Origin of the sequence: Geothrix oryzisoli (assembly GCF_022808865.1) — a bacterium.
Lineage (GTDB): Bacteria > Acidobacteriota > Holophagae > Holophagales > Holophagaceae > Geothrix > Geothrix oryzisoli.
Window position 1 is genome coordinate 258,040 of the sequence record NZ_JAKZLB010000005.1, and the last position, 19,746, is coordinate 277,785.

The 19,746-nt window shown below is 68.5% G+C and carries 14 protein-coding genes; 6 read left to right on the forward strand and 8 right to left on the reverse strand.

Annotated features, from left to right (window positions below; translation table 11 throughout):
- Positions 1-19: 19 nt before the first annotated feature.
- The 3 genes from MLE43_RS14620 to MLE43_RS14630 are packed head-to-tail and all read right to left on the reverse strand — an operon-like array spanning position 20 to position 4,409.
- Complete coding sequence (locus MLE43_RS14620; protein ID WP_243305348.1) at positions 20-1,330, reverse strand: carbohydrate porin; 1,311 nt, start codon at positions 1,328-1,330, stop codon at positions 20-22.
- A 39-nt stretch (positions 1,331-1,369) separates the two neighbouring features.
- Positions 1,370-2,653 (reverse strand): ABC transporter ATP-binding protein, encoded by a 1,284-nt coding sequence (locus MLE43_RS14625; protein ID WP_243305350.1) that lies wholly within the window; start codon positions 2,651-2,653, stop codon positions 1,370-1,372.
- Positions 2,654-2,660: 7 nt separating this feature from the next.
- A complete protein-coding gene (locus tag MLE43_RS14630; protein ID WP_243305352.1) occupies positions 2,661-4,409 on the reverse strand; it encodes an ABC transporter permease in 1,749 nt (582 codons plus the stop codon).
- A gap of 294 nt (positions 4,410-4,703) precedes the next feature.
- Here MLE43_RS14630 and MLE43_RS14960 point away from each other — a divergent pair, with 294 nt between their 5' ends.
- Positions 4,704-7,874 (forward strand): serine/threonine-protein kinase, encoded by a 3,171-nt coding sequence (locus tag MLE43_RS14960; protein WP_275976256.1) that lies wholly within the window; start codon positions 4,704-4,706, stop codon positions 7,872-7,874.
- A gap of 22 nt (positions 7,875-7,896) precedes the next feature.
- Here the strand turns inward: MLE43_RS14960 and MLE43_RS14640 are convergent, their stop codons facing one another.
- Positions 7,897-8,850, reverse strand: a complete 954-nt coding sequence (locus MLE43_RS14640) for an AAA family ATPase (protein ID WP_243305354.1) — start codon at positions 8,848-8,850, stop codon at positions 7,897-7,899.
- A 165-nt stretch (positions 8,851-9,015) separates the two neighbouring features.
- On the opposite strand from MLE43_RS14640, the gene MLE43_RS14645 reads away from it, so the two are divergent.
- From MLE43_RS14645 to MLE43_RS14665, 5 genes are all read left to right on the forward strand, one after another.
- Positions 9,016-10,164, forward strand: a complete 1,149-nt coding sequence (locus MLE43_RS14645) for a thiolase family protein (RefSeq protein WP_243305356.1) — start codon at positions 9,016-9,018, stop codon at positions 10,162-10,164.
- Between the two features lie 34 nt (positions 10,165-10,198).
- A complete protein-coding gene (locus MLE43_RS14650; RefSeq protein ID WP_243305358.1) occupies positions 10,199-12,562 on the forward strand; it encodes a 3-hydroxyacyl-CoA dehydrogenase/enoyl-CoA hydratase family protein in 2,364 nt (787 codons plus the stop codon).
- Positions 12,563-12,690: 128 nt separating this feature from the next.
- Entirely contained in the window at positions 12,691-14,733 is a 2,043-nt protein-coding gene (locus MLE43_RS14655) for an elongation factor G (protein WP_338029087.1), read from the forward strand.
- Between the two features lie 205 nt (positions 14,734-14,938).
- A complete protein-coding gene (locus MLE43_RS14660) occupies positions 14,939-16,417 on the forward strand; it encodes a DUF512 domain-containing protein (protein WP_243305360.1) in 1,479 nt (492 codons plus the stop codon).
- 32 nt (positions 16,418-16,449) lie between these two features.
- Complete coding sequence (locus tag MLE43_RS14665) at positions 16,450-17,349, forward strand: DMT family transporter (RefSeq protein WP_243305362.1); 900 nt, start codon at positions 16,450-16,452, stop codon at positions 17,347-17,349.
- 43 nt (positions 17,350-17,392) lie between these two features.
- Here MLE43_RS14665 and MLE43_RS14670 read toward each other — a convergent pair whose 3' ends face one another.
- The 4 genes from MLE43_RS14670 to MLE43_RS14685 form a co-directional block, all read right to left on the reverse strand.
- Positions 17,393-17,887: an ExbD/TolR family protein gene (locus tag MLE43_RS14670; RefSeq protein WP_243305364.1), complete on the reverse strand. Its 495-nt coding sequence runs from the start codon at positions 17,885-17,887 to the stop codon at positions 17,393-17,395.
- The gene (locus MLE43_RS14675) at positions 17,887-18,360 is read right to left on the reverse strand and encodes an ExbD/TolR family protein (protein WP_243305366.1); all 474 of its coding nucleotides are present in this window, start codon (positions 18,358-18,360) and stop codon (positions 17,887-17,889) included. Before MLE43_RS14675 ends, MLE43_RS14670 begins: the two co-directional genes overlap by 1 nt.
- A gap of 86 nt (positions 18,361-18,446) precedes the next feature.
- Positions 18,447-19,175 (reverse strand): MotA/TolQ/ExbB proton channel family protein, encoded by a 729-nt coding sequence (locus MLE43_RS14680; protein WP_243305368.1) that lies wholly within the window; start codon positions 19,173-19,175, stop codon positions 18,447-18,449.
- A 53-nt stretch (positions 19,176-19,228) separates the two neighbouring features.
- Positions 19,229-19,746, reverse strand: a 518-nt coding sequence (locus tag MLE43_RS14685; protein ID WP_243305370.1) for an energy transducer TonB, incomplete at its 5' end; no start/stop codon positions are given.

Sequence of the window (19,746 nt, forward strand, 5' to 3'; positions counted from 1 at the left end):
CCGGGGCCGTGCCTTCCGGTCAGAGCTGCAGGTGGAGACGCAGGCCGCAGAGTGTGGCCGGGCCACGGTCGCGGTTGAAGGCGAGGTGCTCGAAGCGCTGGACCTCGAGGCTGAAGGAGCCGAAGGAGCCGAGGGCCAGGGCGTAGTAGGCGTCCAGCACGCGCTCGGCCCGATAGGCCAGGCGGCCGTCGCCCACCATGAAGCCGTACCCGCCGGCCGCCAGGTAGTCGCGGTGGTCCTGGTTGAGTCCGTTGGCGGCGAAGCCGAGGCCGACCCGGTCGCCCCCGCGGCCCCAGGCCCTGCCGCTGGCGGACAGGCCCATGGACAGGGTCCGCTCCACTTCCGTGAAGGCCCAGGATTCCGTCTTCCCGTCGTTCCAGCCGGCCCGGAGGAACAGGCCCAGGTCCGGGGTGACGGCCTGCTCGGCATTGAGGCCGAACCCGTGCTTGGCCCGGCCCGGCGTGCGAGTGGCCGTCACGTCCGGGGCCGCGGGCGCCAGCGCGAGGGCCTCCCCGTAGGAGCCCATGCGCGCGTGGTTCTGGAAGGCGAGCAGGCGCAGGGCGCCCTTCTGGCCGCCGAGCTCGTAATCGTGCTCCAGCTCGATGACCTCGCCATGCGCATGGCGGACATCGTGGTCCAGCTCCAGCTGGTTCGCCTCCCGCGGCTCCATGAGGGACCCGGCCCGCAGGGCCCAGTCGTCGTGGAGCCACTCCAGGGCTACGCCCCAGGTGTAGCCGCGCGTATCGGCCGGGTAGTCCCAGGCCGCGTTCGCCCACAGGCTCCAGTTGTTGAACTGGGTGCGGGCGTCATGGCTGTAGGTGTTCGCATCGAAGATGTCCGTTCCCGACAGCTTGCCGGCGGTGAGCACCACGCGGCGGCGGCTCTGGCGGGTGGCCACCTGGTTGGGGCCGTCCGCCACGGCCTCCGTGGGTTCGCCCAGGTTCCAGGTCTGGCGCAGGAAGAGCCGGGCCAGGCCCACCTTGAGCGTCGTGCTGTCCACGCGGTAGGTCTCCCCGTTCGGAGGGGCGGCGAGGCCCAGCACCCGGCTGACCCCGGCGCCCGCGAAGGCCTCGGCGTTGGTATAGAGCTCCGTGCCCTCCCACAGCCGACGGCCGACGAAGAAGGTGGTCGTGTAGGACCCCCGGACCTCCCGGCGGTCCTGGAGGCTGTTGTCGCCCTCGTAGGGAGCGGTGAACCCGCCGTGGCCCTGCAGCTGATAGGTGAGCTGGGCGTGGAGGGACCAGGGCTCCGGGGCGGGGGCCTCGGGGGCCTGGGCAGCCAGGGCCACGGGCAGGCAGAGACAGGCAAAGGGGAGCAGACGCTTCGTCATGGCGCGATCCGATCGGACTCAGGTTGGGGGCTGGCGCGGCTACTCCGGCGTGAGGACGCCGCGCTCCTCGCGGTAGGCGAAGAGTTCCCCGAAGCGGCCCCAGGCGACGAGCGTCTCGAAGGTCAGTTCCGGATTCTCCATGGGCAGGCGGGAATGGATCTCGGCCAGGACCTCCTCCCGCGCCAGCTTGCCCTCGTGGAACTCCAGCATGTCCCGGATGACGCGGAAGAGCTTGAGGTCCAGCAGGCGCTCCTTCCAGATCTCCTTGCGCTCCTCCATGCCGGCCCGGATGAAGCGGGTGCCCAGCGGCGTCAGCAGCACCATGCGCTTGGGCGTATCCACGAGATCGAGCATCTCCGCGGCCTTCACCGAGGCGAGCACCTTCTCGAACGGCACGTGGGTGGCGGCCACCACCTGGAACAGTTCCGAGCTGCCGCCCTGCGTCTCGAGGTACTCCATGAGGCCGAGGATGTCCGTGCTCTGGGAGTTCGGCAGGGGCTCGATCATGTCGGGCACCAGCGAAGGCTCCACGGTGCTCACCTGGATGTCCGGCAGCTCCGTGGAGGTGATGATGTCGTGCAGCTGATCCACCAGCCGGAGGAACTCGGGGGAGCGCATGTCCCGGGGGCGGGGCAGGGAGTTGTCCACGATGGTGCGCACCCGGCCTGGATTGGCCGACAGCACGGCGATGCGGTCCGCCATGTAGACGACTTCCTTGATGTCGTGGCTGACCATCAGGATGGAGGAGGGGTTGCGCTCGGCGTCCTCCCAGATGTCCAGGATCTCCGCCCGGAGACCCTCGGCCGTGAGGGCGTCGACCTGGCTGAAGGGTTCGTCCATGAAGAGGATCTCGGGGTCCACGCTGAGGGCGCGGGCCATGCCCACGCGCTGCTTCATGCCGCCGGACAGCTCGCGGGGGTAGGCTTCCTCGAAGCCCTCCAGGCCCACCAGCGTGATGGCGCGGTCGGCCCGGGAGCGCACCTCCTCCTCGGGCATGCCCTTGGCGCGGAGCACGGTGCGGACGTTCTCCTCCACGGTCATCCACGGGTAGAGGGCGAAGCCCTGGAAGACGATGGATACGCCCGGGTTCAGGGCGTCCAGCTTCGAGCCGTGGTAGCGGACGTCGCCCTTGGTGGGATCGATGAGGCCCGCGAGGATGCGGAGGATGGTGGACTTCCCGCAGCCCGAGGGCCCGATGAGGCAGAGCACCTCGTTGGGGCGGATGTCGAGGTTGATGTCCTCCAGGACGCGCAGCGTGTTGCCGCCGCCGCGGTCGAAGGACTTCTGGACGGCCTTGAGTTCGCAGATCGGAGCATCAGCCATGGCGCACCTATTTCGTCAGAGAGTAGCGGGTGGACGCGAGCTTGTAGCAGGGCTTCCAGACCAGTCGGTTGAAGACGACGACCAGCGTGGACATGAGGATCACGCCCGCCGCCAGCATGGGCAGGTCCTTGTGGTAGGCCGCGGCGCTGACGGTGGAGCCCAGGCCCCAGGTGCTCAGCACCTGCCCCTTGATCTCGGCGTACTCGGCCACGATGCTGGCGTTCCAGGCGCCCCCCGCCGCGGTCACCCAGCCCGTCACCAGGTAGGGGAAGATCGCGGGCAGGTACAGGGCCTTCATGCGCTGCCAGCGCGAGAGGCGGAAGCTGGTGGCCGCCTCCCGGAGGTCGCCGGGAATGGCCATGGCGCCCGCAATGACGTTGAAGAGGATGTACCACTGCGTGCCCAGGAGCATGAGCAGGATGCAGCCGTAGTTCAGGCCCACGCCAAAGGTGGCCAGCGCGGCGATGACCACGGGGAAGAGCATGGGCGCGGGGAAGGAGGCGGCCACCTGGACCACGGGCTGGAGGATCTTCGACAGGCGGGGCGACAGGCCGATGGCCAGGCCGGCGGGAACGGCCCAGAGGGTGCCGATGAGTGTGGAGATGAGCACTCGGGAGAGGGTGAGGCCCCCGGCCTTCAGCAGATCCCACCAGCGCATGGCCGGAATCGTGTGCAGGAAGCCGAAGAGCTTGAAGGCGGAGAGGACCGACAGGGCGGCCAGCACCGCCAGCGCCACGTTGGCGACCCACCGTCCCCCGCGCAGGCGCGGGGACATGCGCCGTTCAGGCCGGCCCGCGGGCAGGGGCATCGGCGGATAGACGCCCCGCACCAGGTGGGCGCGGCGGGCCTCCAGCCAGCGGATGAGCCTGGACCGGCGGATCAGCTTCAGCAGCCAGCTCCGGGGTGCCTCGGCCTGGCTGGTCTCCTCCACCCGGAAGCGCTGGGCCCAGACCACCACCGGGCGCCAGAGCACCTGATCCAGGAAGACGATCATGATGACCATGGCGAGGATGGCGTAGACCATCGCGGGCACGTTGCCCTGCTCCACCGCCACGCTCATGTAGGAGCCGAGGCCCGGCAGGCGGAAGTCCTTGTCGCCGAGCTTGAAGGCCTCGGTGATCATGAGGAAGAACCAGCCGCCGGCCATGCTCATCATGCTGTTCCAGACCAGCCCCGTGGTGCCGTAGGGCAGCTCCACCCACTTGAAGCGCTGCCACCAGCTGAAGCCGTAGACCGTGGCGGACTCCTGCATGTCCTGGGGCACGGATTTCAGCGAGTGGTACAGGCTGAAGGTCATGTTCCAGGCCTGCCCCGTGAAGATCATCACCACCGCGGCCAGCTCAAGCCCCAGGTTGCTGTGGGGGAACATGGCCACCAGGGCCAGCACCAGGCCGGGCATGAACCCCAGCACGGGGATGCTCTGGAGGATGTCCAGCAGGGGGATCAGCAGCTTCTCGGCGCGGCGGTCCTTGGCCGCCCAGAAGGCGTAGACCAGGGTGAAGGCGAGGCTGCAGATGTAGGCCGCCAGGCCGCGCATCATGGAGAAGAAGGTGTACTTGGGCAGGGCGAGGGGGGAGAGGTCGATCTCCACCATGGGACGGTGCTGGCCGGTCCACTGCCGTCCCATGACCACCAGGCCGTAGAGGATGGCGCAGCCTGCCAGGAGGACCAGGAGGTCCACCCAGCGGCGGCGCTTGATGGGGTACATGAGGGCCGTGGCCTGGCCCCAGACGGTGTCGAGCAAGCGGTGGATCATGGCCGGTCCGGAGGAGCGGATGGGGCGCTGCTGGGCGCGCCGCCATCCCGTTCAGGGGGCGGATTCAGGGGAGCCGGTAAAACGCGGGAGGGCCGCCTCAGCGGGCGGCGCGACACGACGGAGGTTCGGAAAGGTCGGATTGTCGTCCCATCGAACCTCCTTTCCGGCGCCAGGGCCATGGCCAGTCTGACCCCCGGCCCCGCCCCGGTCAACACGGGAAGCGCTTCACCTGCGGACTCAAAGGGGGCACCATGAACGGTTCATCGAGGAGCGGAATCGTGCGGAAGGGCAGCCATGGCCACCGCTGAGGAGCGGGTGCTGGCCTTGGCCGTGGCCCGCGGCTTCCTCGAACCCGGTGACATCAGCGGCCAGCTGGAGGACCTGGTGGCCTCGGGGCGCCTGGGCGAGGGGGATCGCCGCCTGCTGGAGCAGGAACTGGCCGACCTGGAGGCGGCGGAGGCGGACCACTGGTCCATGGAGATCACCGCGCAGGGACCCGGGGTGCCCGATGGACCGGCGACGGGCGCAGGGCCCCGGACCGATCCATCGGGACCCGGTCCAGAGGCGTCCATGCCTCCGGCCAGGCCCCGGCAGAGCGGGGTCTTCCGGGCCCGGACCCTCGACCGGTGGGGGCGGTTCGAGTCCCTGGAGCTGATCGGCGAAGGGGGCATGGGCCGGGTCTTCCGGGCCACGGACTCCCGCCTCCGCCGGGTGGTGGCGCTGAAGCTCCTCCGGCGGGGCGATCCGGCGCTCCTCCAGCGGTTCGTCCAGGAGGCCCAGCTCCAGGCCCGGGTGGACCATCCGAACGTCTGCCGGGTGCATGAGGTGGGCGAGTGGCGCGGCCAGCCCTACATCGTGATGCAGTTCATCAATGGGGAGACCCTCCGGAGGGCCGCGCCCGCATTGTCGCTGGAGGCGCTGCTGCGGCTCATGACGGAGGTCTGCGAAGGCGTCCATGCCGCCCACCGCGTGGGCCTCATCCACCGGGACCTGAACCCGGCCAACCTCATGGTGGAGCGGCTGGAGGATGGGTCCACCCGGGCCTGCGTGCTCGATTTCGGGCTGGCCCGGGGCCTCGAGGGCGGCCGATTCACGGAAACCGGCCAGGTGATGGGCACGGTCAGCTACATGTCCCCCGAGCAGGCGCGCGGGAAGGCGGCCCTGCTGGACCGCCGCACGGATGTCTATTCCCTGGGCGCCACCCTCTACGAGCTGCTGACCGGGGATCCGCCCTTCGGAGGGGAAGGGCTCGACTGCATGACGCGCATCGTGAAGGACGACCCGGTGCCCGTCAGGACGCGGGTACCCACGATCCCGGCCGACCTCGACACCGTGGTGCACACCTGCCTCCAGAAGGATCCGCGCCGGCGCTATGCCACCGCCCGGGCCCTGGGGGAGGACCTCCAGCGCATCCTCGAAGGTGAGCCCATCGAGGCCCGGGCGGCGACGCCGGTGGAGCGGCTGGTCCACTGGGCCCGGCGGCGCAGGGCCCTGGTGACGACTTCGGCCGCCGTCTGTCTTTCCATGGTGGTCTTCGGCGGGTTCGCCGTGCGGGAGCGGCTGCGGGCCCAGGCCCAGGCCGCCCACGCCCAGCGTTTCGCCCAGGCCGCCGAGCGCATCGAGGCCCTGGCCCGCTACCTGCGGATCCAGCCGGCACGGGATCTGACCCGCGATCAGGTGGACCTGAGGGCCCGCGTCGAGGCCCTGTCCCGGGAGGTCCAGGCCGCCGGATCCCTGGCCGAGGCACCGGGCGCCTACGCGCTGGGGCGGGCCCGTCTCGCCCTGGACGATCCCTCCGGGGCCCGGCTGCAGCTGGAACGGGCCTGGGCCCTGGGGTTCCGGGCGCCTGAGGCGGCCCATGCCGAGGGCCGGGCCCTGGCTGCGATCTACCAGGTCGAACAGGGGAAGGCCTATGCGCTGCCCGACCCGGACCTGAGGCAGCGGCGGCTGGAGGAGCTGAAGCGGACGCTGAGGATCCCCGCGGCCGACTGGCTGCGGCGCGGGGCCCAGGCCAGCCTGGAACCCCCGGCCTTCCGGACGGGGCTGCTCATGCTGATGGAGGGACAGCCCCAGGAGGCGGTCCGGCTGGCGCGGGAGGCCCAGACCCAGGCCCCCTGGTTCTATGAGGCCCTGCGGCTGGAGGCGGAGGCTTGGCTGGCCCAGGCGCGGGCCGCCCAGGAAGAGCAGGTCGCCCAGCCCGCCCTGGCGGCGGCGGGCCGGGCCCTGGCCCAGGCGGAACTCCGGGCGCCCTGCGATGTGGACCTCCTCCGCCTGGATCTGCGGCGCTGGCAGGAGGCCGTGGCGCTGGGCTGGCAGTCGGGGGCGGATCCCAGAGTCCCGGTCCAGGCCCAGGTGGCGGTGGCCGACCGCTGGGCCGCGCTGGAGCCCACCGACGCTGAACCTCTGGCTTGGCGGGCCCGCGCCAGGGGGGAACTGGCCCGGTACCTGACCTTCAGGGAAACCGATCCCGGGGTTTGGCTGACCCAGGCCCGGCAGGACGCGGAGGAGGCCCTGCGGCGGGACCCCAGTGAAGTCGAGGCCTTCGCGGCCCAGGCTTCGGTCCTGCGCACGGAAGGTTTCCGCCTGCTGAGCCGGGGCGCGGATCCCTCGCAACGCCTGCAGGAGGCCATGGCCACCGCCGACCAAGGCCTCCGCCTCGATCCCGGGCACATCGTCCTGATGAACATCCGCAATTCCGCCCTGCTGGCCTGGATCGATCACGCTCGCCTGGGCGGCACCTACCGGCGCGCCGCCGTGCTGCCCTACCTCCAGGCGGCCCGGGCCGAGGCGGAGGCCCATCCTGAAGATGCCTACTACCAGGCGAACCTGGGCGGGGTGGCCCAGGCCGTGGCGAAGGCCGAGTTGGCCTCCGGCCAGGATCCAGCCGCGGACGCGGAGGAGGCCGTCCGGGCCTATGAAGCGGGTCTGAGGCTCCAGCCGCAGCATGCCGGGCTTCACCGGGGCGTTCTCATCGCCCGGGCCGTCCAGGCCCGGGCCATGGTCCGGAAGGGGGGCGACCTCTCCATGGTGGTGGAGCAGGCCCGGGCTGCGTTCCGGCGGGCCCAGAGGGCCGACGTGCCCCTCTCGACCGTGGCACCGTTCTTCCTGGATGTCCTCACCTCGGCGGCGACCCGGGCCCTGGCGGAGGGCCGCGAGGCCGGCCCGTACCTGGACGAGGCGGGCCTGGTGCCCATCCAGCAGGACCGCAGCTCGGAGGATCCGGTGGAACTGGGCACGATCCGGCTGCGCCATATCGCCCTCAGGCTGCGTCTGGGTCGCCCCCAGCCGCCCTCCCTCCTGGAGACGGGGAATGCCATAGCCAAGGCCCTGGGGCGCCTCAAGCCCGTGGACCCGGACTTCTGGATGGCCCTGGCCCAGTTCCGGGAAGCCGTCGGCGACCCGGCCGCCGCGGCCCAGGCCCGGGCGCGGGGCAGGGCCCTCAATCCCAGGTGGCAGGCCTCCTAGCCGTCGGCCGGCCGGGGCCCGGTCAGGGCCGCGGCACAGCCTGGAGCAGCTGGGCGATGACCTGGTCGGTGGTGGCGCCGTCCGCCTCGCTTTCGAAGGTCAGCAGGAGCCGGTGGCGCAGCACGTCCGGCGCGAGGTCCACCACATCCTGGGGCAGCACGTGGTCCCGTCCCTGGAGGTAGGCCAGGGCGCGGGTGGAGGCCTGGAGCGAGAGCGAGGCCCGGGGGCTGGCCCCGCAGCGCAGGAGTTCCTTGCCCTTCCAGACCTTGCCGTGGCCGGGCCGGGTGGCCTGCACCAGCCGCACGATGTAGGTGCGGATGGCGTCGTCCAGGCGCACCTTCTGGGCCTCGCGGCCCGCCGCCAGCAGGAAGGGGCCGTCCACCACGGGGTTCACTTCGTCGCCGTTCAGGTGCGCGCGCCGGAGGACCTCCACTTCGTCCTCCTGCTTGGGGTAGTCCACGCGGAGCTTGAAGAGGAACCGGTCCATCTGCGCTTCGGGCAGGGGGAAGGTGCCCTCCTGCTCCAGGGGATTCTGCGTGGCCAGGACGAGGAAGGGATCCGGCAGGCGGAAACTCTCTTCGCCCAGCGTCACCTGGCGCTCTTCCATGGCTTCGAGGAGGGCCGCCTGCACTTTGGACGGCGCGCGGTTGATCTCGTCCGCCAGCAGCAGGTTCGTGAAGATGGGGCCGCGCTTGGGCGTGAAGGTGAGCTGCTTGGGATCGAAGACGAGGGTGCCCACCACGTCGCTGGGCAGCAGGTCCGGCGTGAACTGGATGCGGTGGAAGGTGGTGTGGCTGGCCGAGGCCAGCGTCTTGATGGTGCGCGTCTTCGCCAGGCCCGGCAGGCCTTCCAGCAGCACGTGGCCGCGGCAGAGCAGGGCCACCAGCAGGCGGTTGAGCAGCTGGGGCTGGCCCACGATCACCTTGCGGCATTCGGCAAGCAGGGGTTCCAGGGAGTGGGCGGAGGTTGCGGTCATGGGGTGTCCTGAAGGTCCACTCATCTTGACTGGAACCGGGCCGAACCGGAATGCCGCATTGACCCCTGGTAGGTCAGCATGACCCACGGTAAGTGCTTACGGGCTCTGTGGCCGGTGCTAGGCTCCTCAAAACCCAGATCCCAGTCACTTCCCCTTGGAGGACCCATGCGATCCGCAGTCATCGTCGAAGCCAAGCGCACGCCCATCGGCCGGGGCGTCAAGGGCAGCTATGCCGCCACCCGCCCCGAGCAGCTGGGTTCGGTGGTCATCGAGGCCCTCAAGCCCCTGCTGAAGGACTGGTCGGGCCTCGAGGACGTGCTCGTGGGCTGCGCCATGCCCGAAGGCGAGCAGGGCATGAACATGGCCCGGCTGATCAGCTTCCGCGCAGGCCTGCCCATCACCGCGGGGGCCGCCACGATCAACCGCTTCTGCGGCAGCAGCCAGGAGGCCATGCTCATGGCCGCCCGGGCCATCATGACCAACCAGGGCGACCTCTTCCTCGCCGGCGGCGTGGAGAGCATGTCCAAGGTGCCCATGATGGGCTTCAACCCCAGCCTGGACCCCTACATCAGCGAACACTACCCTGCCGCCTACTGCTCCATGGGCATCACGGCCGAGAACCTGGCCAAGGAATACAAGATCTCGCGCAAGGAGCAGGACGAGTTCGCCTACCAGAGCCACCAGAAGGCGGCGGCGGCCTGGAAGGCCGGAAAGTTCGAGCGGGAAGTGGTGCGCTTCGAGGCCAAGGGCCTGGATGGCAAGCCCGTCACCCTGCAGCAGGACGAGTGCGTGCGGGCCGACACCAGCCTGGAGAAGCTCGGCGAGCTGAAGGCCGCGTTCATGGTCGATGGCTGCGTCACCGCCGGCAACAGCTCTCCCGTCACGGACGGCGCGGCCTTCCTGCTCGTCATGGAAGAGGGGTTGGCCAAGTCCCTGGGCCTGAAGGCCCGGGCCCGCATCATCGGCGGTGCCGTGGCCGGCGTGGAGCCCGACCGCATGGGCATCGGCCCCGTGCCCGCCGTGAAGAAGGCGCTGGACCGCTTCGGCTTCAAGCTGGATCAGATCGACGCCATGGAGCTGAACGAGGCCTTCGCCGCCCAGAGCCTGGCCGTCATCCGCGAGGGTGGCTACGACATGGCGAAGGTGAACGCCTGGGGCGGCGCCATCGCCGTGGGCCACCCCCTCGGCGCCAGCGGCGCGCGCATCCTGACCACCCTGCTGAACCGCCTCGAGACCGACGGCGGCAAGTACGGCATTGCCACCATGTGCATCGGCGGCGGCCAGGGCATCGCGTCCATCATCGAGAAGCTCTGATCCAACCACGCGAATCGACATCAGGAGGTTGGACATGAACATCAAGAAGATCGGCATTCTCGGTTCGGGCGTGATGGGCTCGGGCATTGCGGCGCATGTGGCGTCGGCGGGCTGCCAGGTGGAACTGCTGGACATCGTCATCGACGAGGCGGCGCCGGACAAGCTGGCGGAAGGCGCCCTGGCTGCGCTGGCGAAGTCCAAGCCGGCCCTGGCCATGCATGCCTCGTACCTCAAGAAGATCCGGCCGGGCAACCTGCGGGACCACCTCGACCGCCTGGCGGACTGCGACTGGGTCGTGGAAGTGGTGAAGGAAGACCTCGCCATCAAGCGCGAGCTGTACGGGCGCCTGGAGCCCATGCTCAAGGCCGGCGCATGGGTCAGCTCGAACACCTCGGGCATCCCCCTGAAGCTGCTCGTGGAGGGCCGCAGCGATGCCTTCCGGAAGCACTTCGTCATCACCCATTTCTTCAACCCCGTGCGGTACCTGCGCCTGCTCGAGTTCGTGAAGGGCCCCGAGGTGGACGAGCAGGAGGCCCAGGCCTTCCGCACCTGGCTGGAGGAGAGCCTCGGCAAGGAAGTCGTGCCGGCCTACGACAGCCCGACCTTCATCGGCAACCGCATCGGCATCCACAGCATCATGGCCACCTTGCAGATGGCCCTGGCCGAGAAGATCCCCTTCGAGGTGCTGGATTCGGTGCTGGGCGATGCGGCCGCCCGGGCCAAGAGCGCGGCTTTCCGGACGGCGGACCTCGCCGGTGTGGACATCCTCGCCGCCACGGCGAAGAACGTCTATGACCTGTGCCCCAACGACGAAGTGCGCGAGGTCTTCAAGTTCCCCGAGTTCCTCCAGTACATGCTGGACAACAAGCTGCTGGGCAACAAGACGAAGCAGGGTTTCTTCAAGAAGGGGCCGAAGGACGCCAAGGGCAAGAAGTCCTTCCTGGCCCTGGATCCCGCCACCCGCGAGTACATCCCCCAGGTGAAGCGGGACTGGCCGATCCTGAAGGAACTGAAGGGCATCGACGATCCAGCGGAGAAGGTGAAGACCCTGCTCACCAGCGACACGGAGGCCGGTCGCCTGGCCTGGCGCTGCATCGCTCCCAACCTCACCTACGCCGTGAACCGCCTGGGCGAGGTGACGGACGGTCCGTTGAACGTCGATCGCGCCATCAAGAACGGGTTTGCCTTCGAACTGGGGCCCTTCGAGACCTGGGACACCCTGGGCGTCGAGCGGGTCGTGGCCCGGATGAAGTTCGAGGACCTGCCCATCGCGCCCCTCGTGGAGCAGATGCTCGCCAAGGGCATCACCAGCTTCTACCGCTGGGAGCACGGCGTCCCCGTGGCGCAGCTCAACCCCAAGACCCTCGCCTACGATGCGATCCTCGAAGACAAGCGCGTGATCATCCTCAAGCGCGAGGAAGGTCGTGGCAAGGTGATCGCGGAGAACGGCAGCTGCCAGCTCTTCGACCTGGGCGACGATGTGGCCTGCCTCAGCTTCCGCAGCAAGATGAACGCCCTGGATGACGGGATCATCATGCTCATGGAGGACACCATCCAGAAGCACGTCCCAGGCCGCTTCAAGGGCCTGGTGGTGGGCAACCAGGGCCAGCACTTCAGCGCCGGCGCCAACCTGGTGATGGTGCTGAACGCCGCCAAGGACAAGCAGTTCGACCAGATCGAAGAGGTCGCCCGGCGCCTGCAGTACGCCGGTCGCATGCTGACCTATGCCTCCTTCCCCACTGTGGCGGCGCCCTTCAACCTGGCCCTGGGCGGCGGCTGCGAGATGACCATGGCCTGCCAGCGGGCCGTGGGCCACGCCGAGCTGTACATCGGCCTGGTGGAAGTGGGTGTGGGCGTCATTCCCGCCGGTGGCGGCTGCCTCCAGATGCTCCTCCGCATGGAGGACGCCATGGCCGCCAAGGGCGAGCTGGGCCCCATGCCCAAGGTGAAGGCCGCTTTCCAGGCCATCGGCACCGCGAACGTGAACACCAGCTTCGACGAGGCCCAGCGGAACGGCTACCTGCGCCGGACGGATCGCCGCGTCATGAACAAGGCCTTCCTGCTGAACGAGGCGAAGCAGGAGGTTCTCAAGATGGCCGCGGACTTCCAGCCCGTGAAGGAGCGCACCCTGCGCCTGCCGGGCCGGGGCGGCAGCGAGGCCCTCAAGGCGGCCGTCCGCGACTTCCAGCTGCAGGGGCTGGCCAGCGAGCACGACGCCGTCATCATGGGCGAACTGGCCAACATTCTGTGCGGCGGGGACGTGAGCCTCGTCCAGGAGATCTCCGAGGAGCGCATCCTCGAGCTGGAACGGCAGGCCTTCGCCCGCCTCTGCAGCTACGAGAAGACCCAGGCCCGCATGGACGCCATCCTGAAAACGGGAAAACCGCTCCGCAACTAGACAGAACTTCATCCATTTTGTGACTTATGCCGCCTTTTTCGAGGCGGCATTTTTTTGGGTTGCCAGCGGATAGGCAGGTCGGAACACTTGGGGCGGTCGATATCCGAACCCCACAATCAGGAGGCACTGTGAGCGGCAATTCTCAGTCAACTCCACGCGTAGCGGCCATCGTGGGCCCCTACCTCTCCGGAAAGACCTCCTTGATGGAGAGCCTTCTCTTCGTGGCGGGCGCCCTGCCACGCAAGGGCTCCGTCAAGGAGGGCAACACGATCGGCGATGCTTCCATGGAGGCGAAGGCCCGGCAGATGAGCGTCGAGGCCAGCCTCGCGACCTGCACCTACCAGAACGAGACCTGGACGCTCATCGACTGCCCGGGCTCCGTCGAATTCCGGCAGGAATCGGTCCATGCCCTCATGGCCGCGGACATCGCGGTGGTGGTGTGCGATCCGGATCCGGCCCGCGCGCTGATGGCCGCCCCGGCCCTGAAGTTCCTCGACGACCACAAGATTCCACACGTCATGTTCATCAACAAGATGGAGGCCCCCGGCAGCGCCGGGAAGCTGAAGGACGTGCTCAATGCCCTGCAGATGATCTCTGAGCGGCCCCTGGTGCTGGTCGAGATCCCCATCCGCGATGGCGACCAGATCACCGGCTACGTCGATCTCATCAGCGAGCACGCCTACAAGTACGAGGCCGACAAGGATGCGGACCTGAAACAGCTGCCGGAATCCGTGCTGCCCGAGGAGCATGAGGCCCGCCAGCTGATGCTGGAGAAGCTTGCGGACTTCGATGACCACCTCATGGAGGAACTGCTCGGCGACGTGGCGCCCCCGCTGGAGGAGGTGTCCGAGGATCTGGCCAAGGACGTGCGGGACGATCTGCTGGTGCCCGTGTTCTTCGGCTCCGCCGACAAGGACGCCGGTGTCCGCCGCCTCTTCCAGGCGCTCTGCGACGAGGCGCCCCGGGTGGATGCCACGGCCGCGCGCCTGGGCATTCCCGACGGCAAGGACACCCTGGTGCAGGTGTTCAAGAGCGTCCATGCCCAGCACGTGGGCAAGCTGAGCATCTCCCGCGTCTGGCGGGGCGAAGTGGCCGACGGCGCCATCCTCGCGGGCAACCGGGTGAGCGGCATCAACCGGCTCTTCGGCTCCCAGCAGATCAAGCAGCAGAAGGCCGTGGCCGGCGAGGTGGTGGCCCTGGGCCGCATGGACGAAGTCCGCACCAGCGAAGCCCTGACTCCCGCGGCCAAGGTGGCGCTGGACTGGCCCGAGCCCCTCCAGCCCATGCTGGCCCTCAGCCTGCATACCACCAAGAGCGGCGATGACGTGAAGCTCTCGCTGGCCCTCCAGAAGCTCTGCGAGGAGGACGCCTCGCTCCAGGTGGAGCAGAACGCCGAGACCCAGGAGCGTGTCCTCTGGGGCCAGGGCGAGGTCCACCTGAAGTGCGCGCTGGACCGCCTCAAGAGCCGCTTCGGGCTCGATGTCCAGCAGCACCCGCCCATGGTCCCCTACCGGGAGACCTTCACGAAGGGCGCCAAAGTGCACGGCCGCCACAAGCACCAGACCGGCGGTCACGGCCAGTTCGGCGACGTCTGGTTCGAGGTCAAGCCATTGCCCCGGGGCACGGGTTTCCAGTTCGAGGAGCGCATCGTCGGCGGCGTGGTGCCCAAGAACTTCTTCGGTGCCATCGAGCACGGCGTGGTGGACTGGATGAAGCGCGGCCCGCTGGGCTTCCCCGTCGTGGACATCCACGTGGCGCTGGTGGACGGCAGCTACCACACGGTGGACAGCTCCGACATGGCCTTCAAGACCGCCGCCCGCATCGGCATGACCGAGGCCGCCCCCGTCTGCCACCCTGTGCTGCTGGAGCCCATCTCCGAGGTCCACATCAGCGTCCCCAGCGAGTACACGCCCAAGGCCCAGCGCCTGGTGACCGGAAGGCGCGGAGGCCAGGTCCTCGGTTTCGACGCCAAGCCCGGCTGGAAGGGCTGGGACGTGGTCTCCGCCTACATCCCCCAGGCCGAGATGAGCGACGTCATCGTGGAGCTCCGCAGCCTCACCATGGGCGTCGGCTCCTTCACCTGGTCCTTCCACCACCTGCAGGAACTGGTCGGCCGGGATGCCGACAAGGTGGTGGAAGCCCGCAAGCAGGCTAAGGCGGCTGCGCAGTAGTTTCCGGGGGTTCTCGCTCCGCTGGGCGAACGTCCCCGATTTCCCGAACGGGCCCGGCCAAGCCGGGCTCGCTCTTTGGTTCTTGCGTCAAGCCCACGGCGGCCTCAGCCTGGCGGGCCGGAGAATAGGGAAAGCCATAATCCCTTTGCAATGAGACAATCTATCTCCGGATTACCACAGGGAATCCGGAGGATGGAGCGTCCCTTTGGCCCAGAAAGGCGTAGAGATCATCGCGGTGGAACCGGACAGCCTGGCCGAGGAGGCTGGCATCCGCCCGGGCGACACGCTGCTGGAGATCCACGGCGAGGCGGTCCTGGATCAGCTCAACTACCAGTTCCTCATCACCCGCGAGGACGAGGCGGAGCTGGTCGTCCAGAGGCCGGACGGCAGCACCTTCAAGGCTTTCGTCGAAAACGGCGGCGAGGGCATCGGGGTGGACCTGGCCCAGGACGAGGTGAAGGTCTGCAAGCAGAACTGCGTGTTCTGCTTCGTCCACCAGATGCCCAAGGGCTTCCGGAAGTCGCTCTACCTCAAGGACGAGGACGTGCGCCTCTCCTTCCTCTACGGCCACTTCACGACGCTTTCCAGCAGCGACGAGGCGGAACTGGACCGCATCGTGCGCGAACGGCTGAGCCCCATCCACGTCTCGGTGCACGCCACGGATCCCGCGGCCCGCATCAAGGTGGTGGGCAATCCGCGGGAAGGCCACATCCTCCGCAAGATCGACCGGCTGCTGGAGGGCGGCATCGATGTCCACACGCAGGCCGTGGTGGCGCCGGGGCTCAACGACGGGGCCATCTGGCAGCAGACCGTGGATGACCTATGGGCCCGTCGCAAGGCGGGGCGGGGCAGCGTGCTGAGCCTCTCCTGCGTGCCTGTGGGGCTCACGAGCCACCGGGAGAACCTGCCTTCGGTGCAGGATGTGGACGCAGCCTTTGCCCGGGATTGGGTGGCCCGCTGGACCCCCGAGGTGCGACGGTACGCCAAGGCCAACGACGGCGAGCCATGGCTGCTGCTGGCGGACGAGTGGTTCACCCGGGCGGGCATCGAAGTGCCGGGCCGGGCCTTCTATTCCCGCTCCTGGGCCCAGCTGGAGAATGGCGTGGGGCTGGTGCGCCGCTTCCTCGAACACAGCCGCCGGTTCATCAAGAGCCCCCGGGCGCGGGGATTCGCGGGGCGGCGGGTCCTCCTGCTGACGGGCTCGAGCTTCGCGCCCACGCTGTCGCGGGTGGCTGCCGAGCTGAACCGCGCCGTGGGGAGCCAGTTGCGCGTGGTGCCGGCCCGGAACTTCAGCTTCGGGGACAGCGTGACCGTGGCGGGGCTGCTTTGCGGCGAGGACCTGAAGTACGCGGCGCACGCGGACCGGGACGCCAAGGGTGGCAAGCCCGACTGGGTGGACGCGGTAGTGGTGCCGTCAGCCAGCCTGCGCACGCATACGGGCCCCACGGACCAGTACACCCTGCGCGGAGTGGTGGTGCGGGAGGAGGGCACCTTCCTGGACGACCTGACGCTCACGGGCCTGGCTTCGGATCTGGGCGTCCCCGCGGTACCCAGCGGCGCCAACCTGTCCCACCTGCTGGATCATCTGGAGGCCGCCGACCGGGGCGCGTTCCGGGGCGGGGCTCTGACGGCCGCCTTCCACACCGCGGGCCTGAACCTGCCGCAGGGGGCCTACAACCCCTGACGGGCCGAGGGTTTCCAGGCAGGATGGAAGGCATGCCAGCCTCGATCGCCCTCCAGTCCCGCCGCCGCCTGGTGGCTCGCGTGGAGCTGGCCGGTTCGGCGTTCTGCTTCGGTCTCATGGCCATTCTGGCCCGGAAGCTCACGCTGCCGGGCCTGGGGTTCACGGCGGGCCATCTGGCCGTGCTGCGCTTCGTGGTGGGGGCCCTGGTGAGCCTCGCGGCCTTTGGCCTGATCCCGGGGCTCTACCGCCCCAGGCATTATCGACTGCTCGTGACGCGGGGGCTCTCCGGCGGCGCGGTGGTGGTGCTCTACTTCTACGCCCTGGCCCACATCCCGGCGGGGGAGGCGGGCATCCTCTACAATGTGTTCCCCGTGATCGCCGTGGTGATGTCCCTGGCGCTCTTCAAGGAACGCCCCACGATCCACCTCTGGCTGGCCATCCTGGCGGCTTCCCTGGGCGTGGTCATGGTGCTCGGCCAGGGCCACCTGGGCCTGGGTCTCGGCAGAGGGGAACTGGCGGCCCTGGCTGCGGCCGTCTTCGCGGCCACGAGCGCCAATGCTATCCGGGCGGCCCGTCACACGGAGAATGCCGCGACCATTTTCTTCTTCTTCTGCCTGGCGGGGCTGCCGGTGGTGGTTCCGTTCGCCCTCTCGCCCTGGCCCAGCCTCTTCCACGGGGGCCTCGGGGCCTGGGGCCTGGCGGTTCTCATGAGCCTGCTGGCCCTCGGGGGTCAGATCCTGATGTCCGAAGCCTACGGCACACTGTCCGTCTCTGAGGCGGCGGTCTGGCTCCAGCTGCTGCCGATCGTCCAGTATCTGCTGGCGGTGCCCATGCTGGGCGAGCGCGCGACGGGGGCCGGCCTGGCCGGGGTCCTGATCACGGTGGCGGGGGTGGCCTACGGCACCATCCTCGGGCACCGCCGGCGGGCATGAAAAAGGGCCCCGGGGAGGGGCCCTTTTCGTGGATCAGGTGCGCCTAGCTGACGGGCGCGGCCACGATGCGCTTCTTCAGGGACACGGCCACTTTCACGTCGCCGCCATCCTGGCCCTGGAACTTGTCGAGCTGTTCGAGGGACTTCTTCTTGGCCGTTTCCGAGGCGACACGGATGGCGTCGAGGACGTCCACCATGGCCTGGAACTTGACGTCCTCATCCACCTTCAGGAAGACCTTCCGGTAGTTGAGGGGCTGCAGCATCACGGCATCGGGCAGCTTGGCCTTGAGGCCGTCAGCATCGGTCTTGTCCTGCTGGAGGGTCATCGTGCCGTCCTGGTCCACCTGGATCAGGATGTTGTTCGGATCGGGCTTGGGGGGGGCGCTGGTCTGGACGACCTGGGGCACCACCACCTTCATGGCCTTGCTGAGGCCGGGCACCATCACGATGAAGACGATGAGGAGCACCAGCACGATGTCGATCAGCGGGGTGACGTTGATATCGGTTTTCGCCTTGCCTTTTGCGCCGCCGGCATCCATCAGTTACCCCCTTCCTTCTTGGTGTCCTTGTCCTCGCTGGTCACGATGGACGCCTCGTCGGCGCCACCCTTCCGGCAGACCTGGAACAGTTCGTTGATGTATTTGAAGGGAAGGTCGGCATCAGCCTTCACGAACACCCGCTTGTCGTTCAGCTGGGAGACGTTGCGGTTGATGTAGTCCTCGAGCTTCTGCCGCTGGCCTTCATCGTTGATGAAGAAGCGCTCGTCCTTGGCGTCCTTGTCGTCGATGAGCACGGCGCCGGGGCCGGTCACCTCGTACTTGTCGTTGCGCTTGGAGGTCAGCATGAGGGTCAGGTACTTCTGGCCCGCGTCCTGCTGCTGGTCCACCTTCGGGGCGTGCTTGGACAACGGCAGCTTCACGGCGTTGTTCACGGCAGGGGTGATCACGATGAAGATGATCAACAGCACCAGCACGATGTCGACCAGCGGCGTGACGTTGATGTCAGACTTCATCCCACCCTTGGAACCACCTGTATCCATGGTGTGTTCTCCTCAGAAATCGCCCGGGGGCTCGCGCCCCCGGGCTGGGTGGCGGTTCCTTAGTTCTGGCTCTCGCGGCGGATGAACTCGTCGATCATCTGGGAGGCCGCGTTGTTGATGTTGGTGACGACCACGTCCTGCTTGTTGGTCAGCAGGTTGTAGATCCACACGGCCGGGATGGCGACGAACAGGCCGAGGGCGGTGGTGGCCAGGGCCTCACCGATGGAGCCGGCCAGGGCGTTGATGTCACCGGCGCCCTTGGTCTTCAGGTCGGAGAAGACCTTGATGATGCCGATCACGGTGCCGAGCAGGCCGATGAAGGGGGCCAGCGCGCCGATGGTGCCCAGGCCGCTCATGCCCTTCTTGAGGAGCTCGACCACCTCGGCGGTGCCGCGCTGGATGGCGCGCTCGACGGGCTGGATGGCGTCATGGTTGGGGTTCATGGTCTTGAGCTGCTTCTCGTACTGGAAGATGTCCAGGCCGTGCTTCAGCACCAGGGCGATGTGGCTCTTGTTGTGGGTGGTCGCGGCGCGCTTGGCGGCCTCGAAGTCACCGCGGCGGAGCGTGTCCATGAAGAGCTTGAGGAACTTGTCGGAGGCCTGCTTGCTCTGCGCGTAGGTCACGAAGCGCTCGATGGCCACGTAGATCTGGTAGGCCATCAGGATGAAGAGGACCGAAATGATGAACTTGTTGGCGATGGACGCCGAGCGCCAGATCTCGGCGGCGGAGAAGCTGTCGTGGCCGCCTTCGGCAAGACCGAGCATCAGGGGGGTGGCAAGCAGGTTCATGAGGTTTCCTTATGGAATGAGGAGAGAGGGTTGGACGTGGGAAAGGGCGCTGGCTACCGGAGCCGGAACGGCATGGTGAGCTTGAAGCGCGCGTACTGAGGGGCGCCATTCAGGAGGGCGGGCTCGAACTTCCACTGCATGGCGTAGGCTTCGGCCGTGGGCCGCAGCTGGGGAGGACCTTCCTTCGCGACGGCCGAGGTGGGGATGCCATCGGGGCCGACCACGATCTCCACGACCACCGTGCCCTGGATCTTGGCGATCTTGGCGAGGGGGGGATAGGGCGGGGCGGGGGGCTGGTACTTCACCTTGATCTGGCTGAAGTCGAAGTCCACCACCTTGCCGGTGCCGCCGACGACGCCACCGACCACACCGCCGACCACGCCACCGATGACACCGCCGGGGACACCGCCGGGGACGCCACCGGGGACGCCGCCGAGCGAGTGATCCTGCTTCGGAAGCTCCTTGGGCGCCTGCTCAGGCACCACTTCCTGGCGTGGATCGATGGGGGTTGTGTCCACCTTGCCCGCGGACACGGCCATCGGCGGCGGCGGCGGCGGCGGGGGCGGGGGAG

Bases quoted from the DNA above. Each gene is read 5' to 3' on its own strand.
- MLE43_RS14960 (WP_275976256.1), top strand. From the start codon at position 4,704: ATGGCCACCGCTGAGGAGCGGGTGCTGGCCTTGGCCGTGGCCCGCGGC.
- MLE43_RS14670 (WP_243305364.1), bottom strand. From the start codon at position 17,887: ATGGATGCCGGCGGCGCAAAAGGCAAGGCGAAAACCGATATCAACGTC.
- MLE43_RS14675 (WP_243305366.1), bottom strand. From the start codon at position 18,360: ATGAAGTCTGACATCAACGTCACGCCGCTGGTCGACATCGTGCTGGTG.
- MLE43_RS14645 (WP_243305356.1), top strand. From the start codon at position 9,016: ATGCGATCCGCAGTCATCGTCGAAGCCAAGCGCACGCCCATCGGCCGG.
- MLE43_RS14665 (WP_243305362.1), top strand. From the start codon at position 16,450: ATGCCAGCCTCGATCGCCCTCCAGTCCCGCCGCCGCCTGGTGGCTCGC.
- MLE43_RS14625 (WP_243305350.1), bottom strand. From the start codon at position 2,653: ATGGCTGATGCTCCGATCTGCGAACTCAAGGCCGTCCAGAAGTCCTTC.
- MLE43_RS14620 (WP_243305348.1), bottom strand. From the start codon at position 1,330: ATGACGAAGCGTCTGCTCCCCTTTGCCTGTCTCTGCCTGCCCGTGGCC.
- MLE43_RS14640 (WP_243305354.1), bottom strand. From the start codon at position 8,850: ATGACCGCAACCTCCGCCCACTCCCTGGAACCCCTGCTTGCCGAATGC.
- MLE43_RS14630 (WP_243305352.1), bottom strand. From the start codon at position 4,409: ATGATCCACCGCTTGCTCGACACCGTCTGGGGCCAGGCCACGGCCCTC.
- MLE43_RS14650 (WP_243305358.1), top strand. From the start codon at position 10,199: ATGAACATCAAGAAGATCGGCATTCTCGGTTCGGGCGTGATGGGCTCG.
- MLE43_RS14680 (WP_243305368.1), bottom strand. From the start codon at position 19,175: ATGAACCTGCTTGCCACCCCCCTGATGCTCGGTCTTGCCGAAGGCGGC.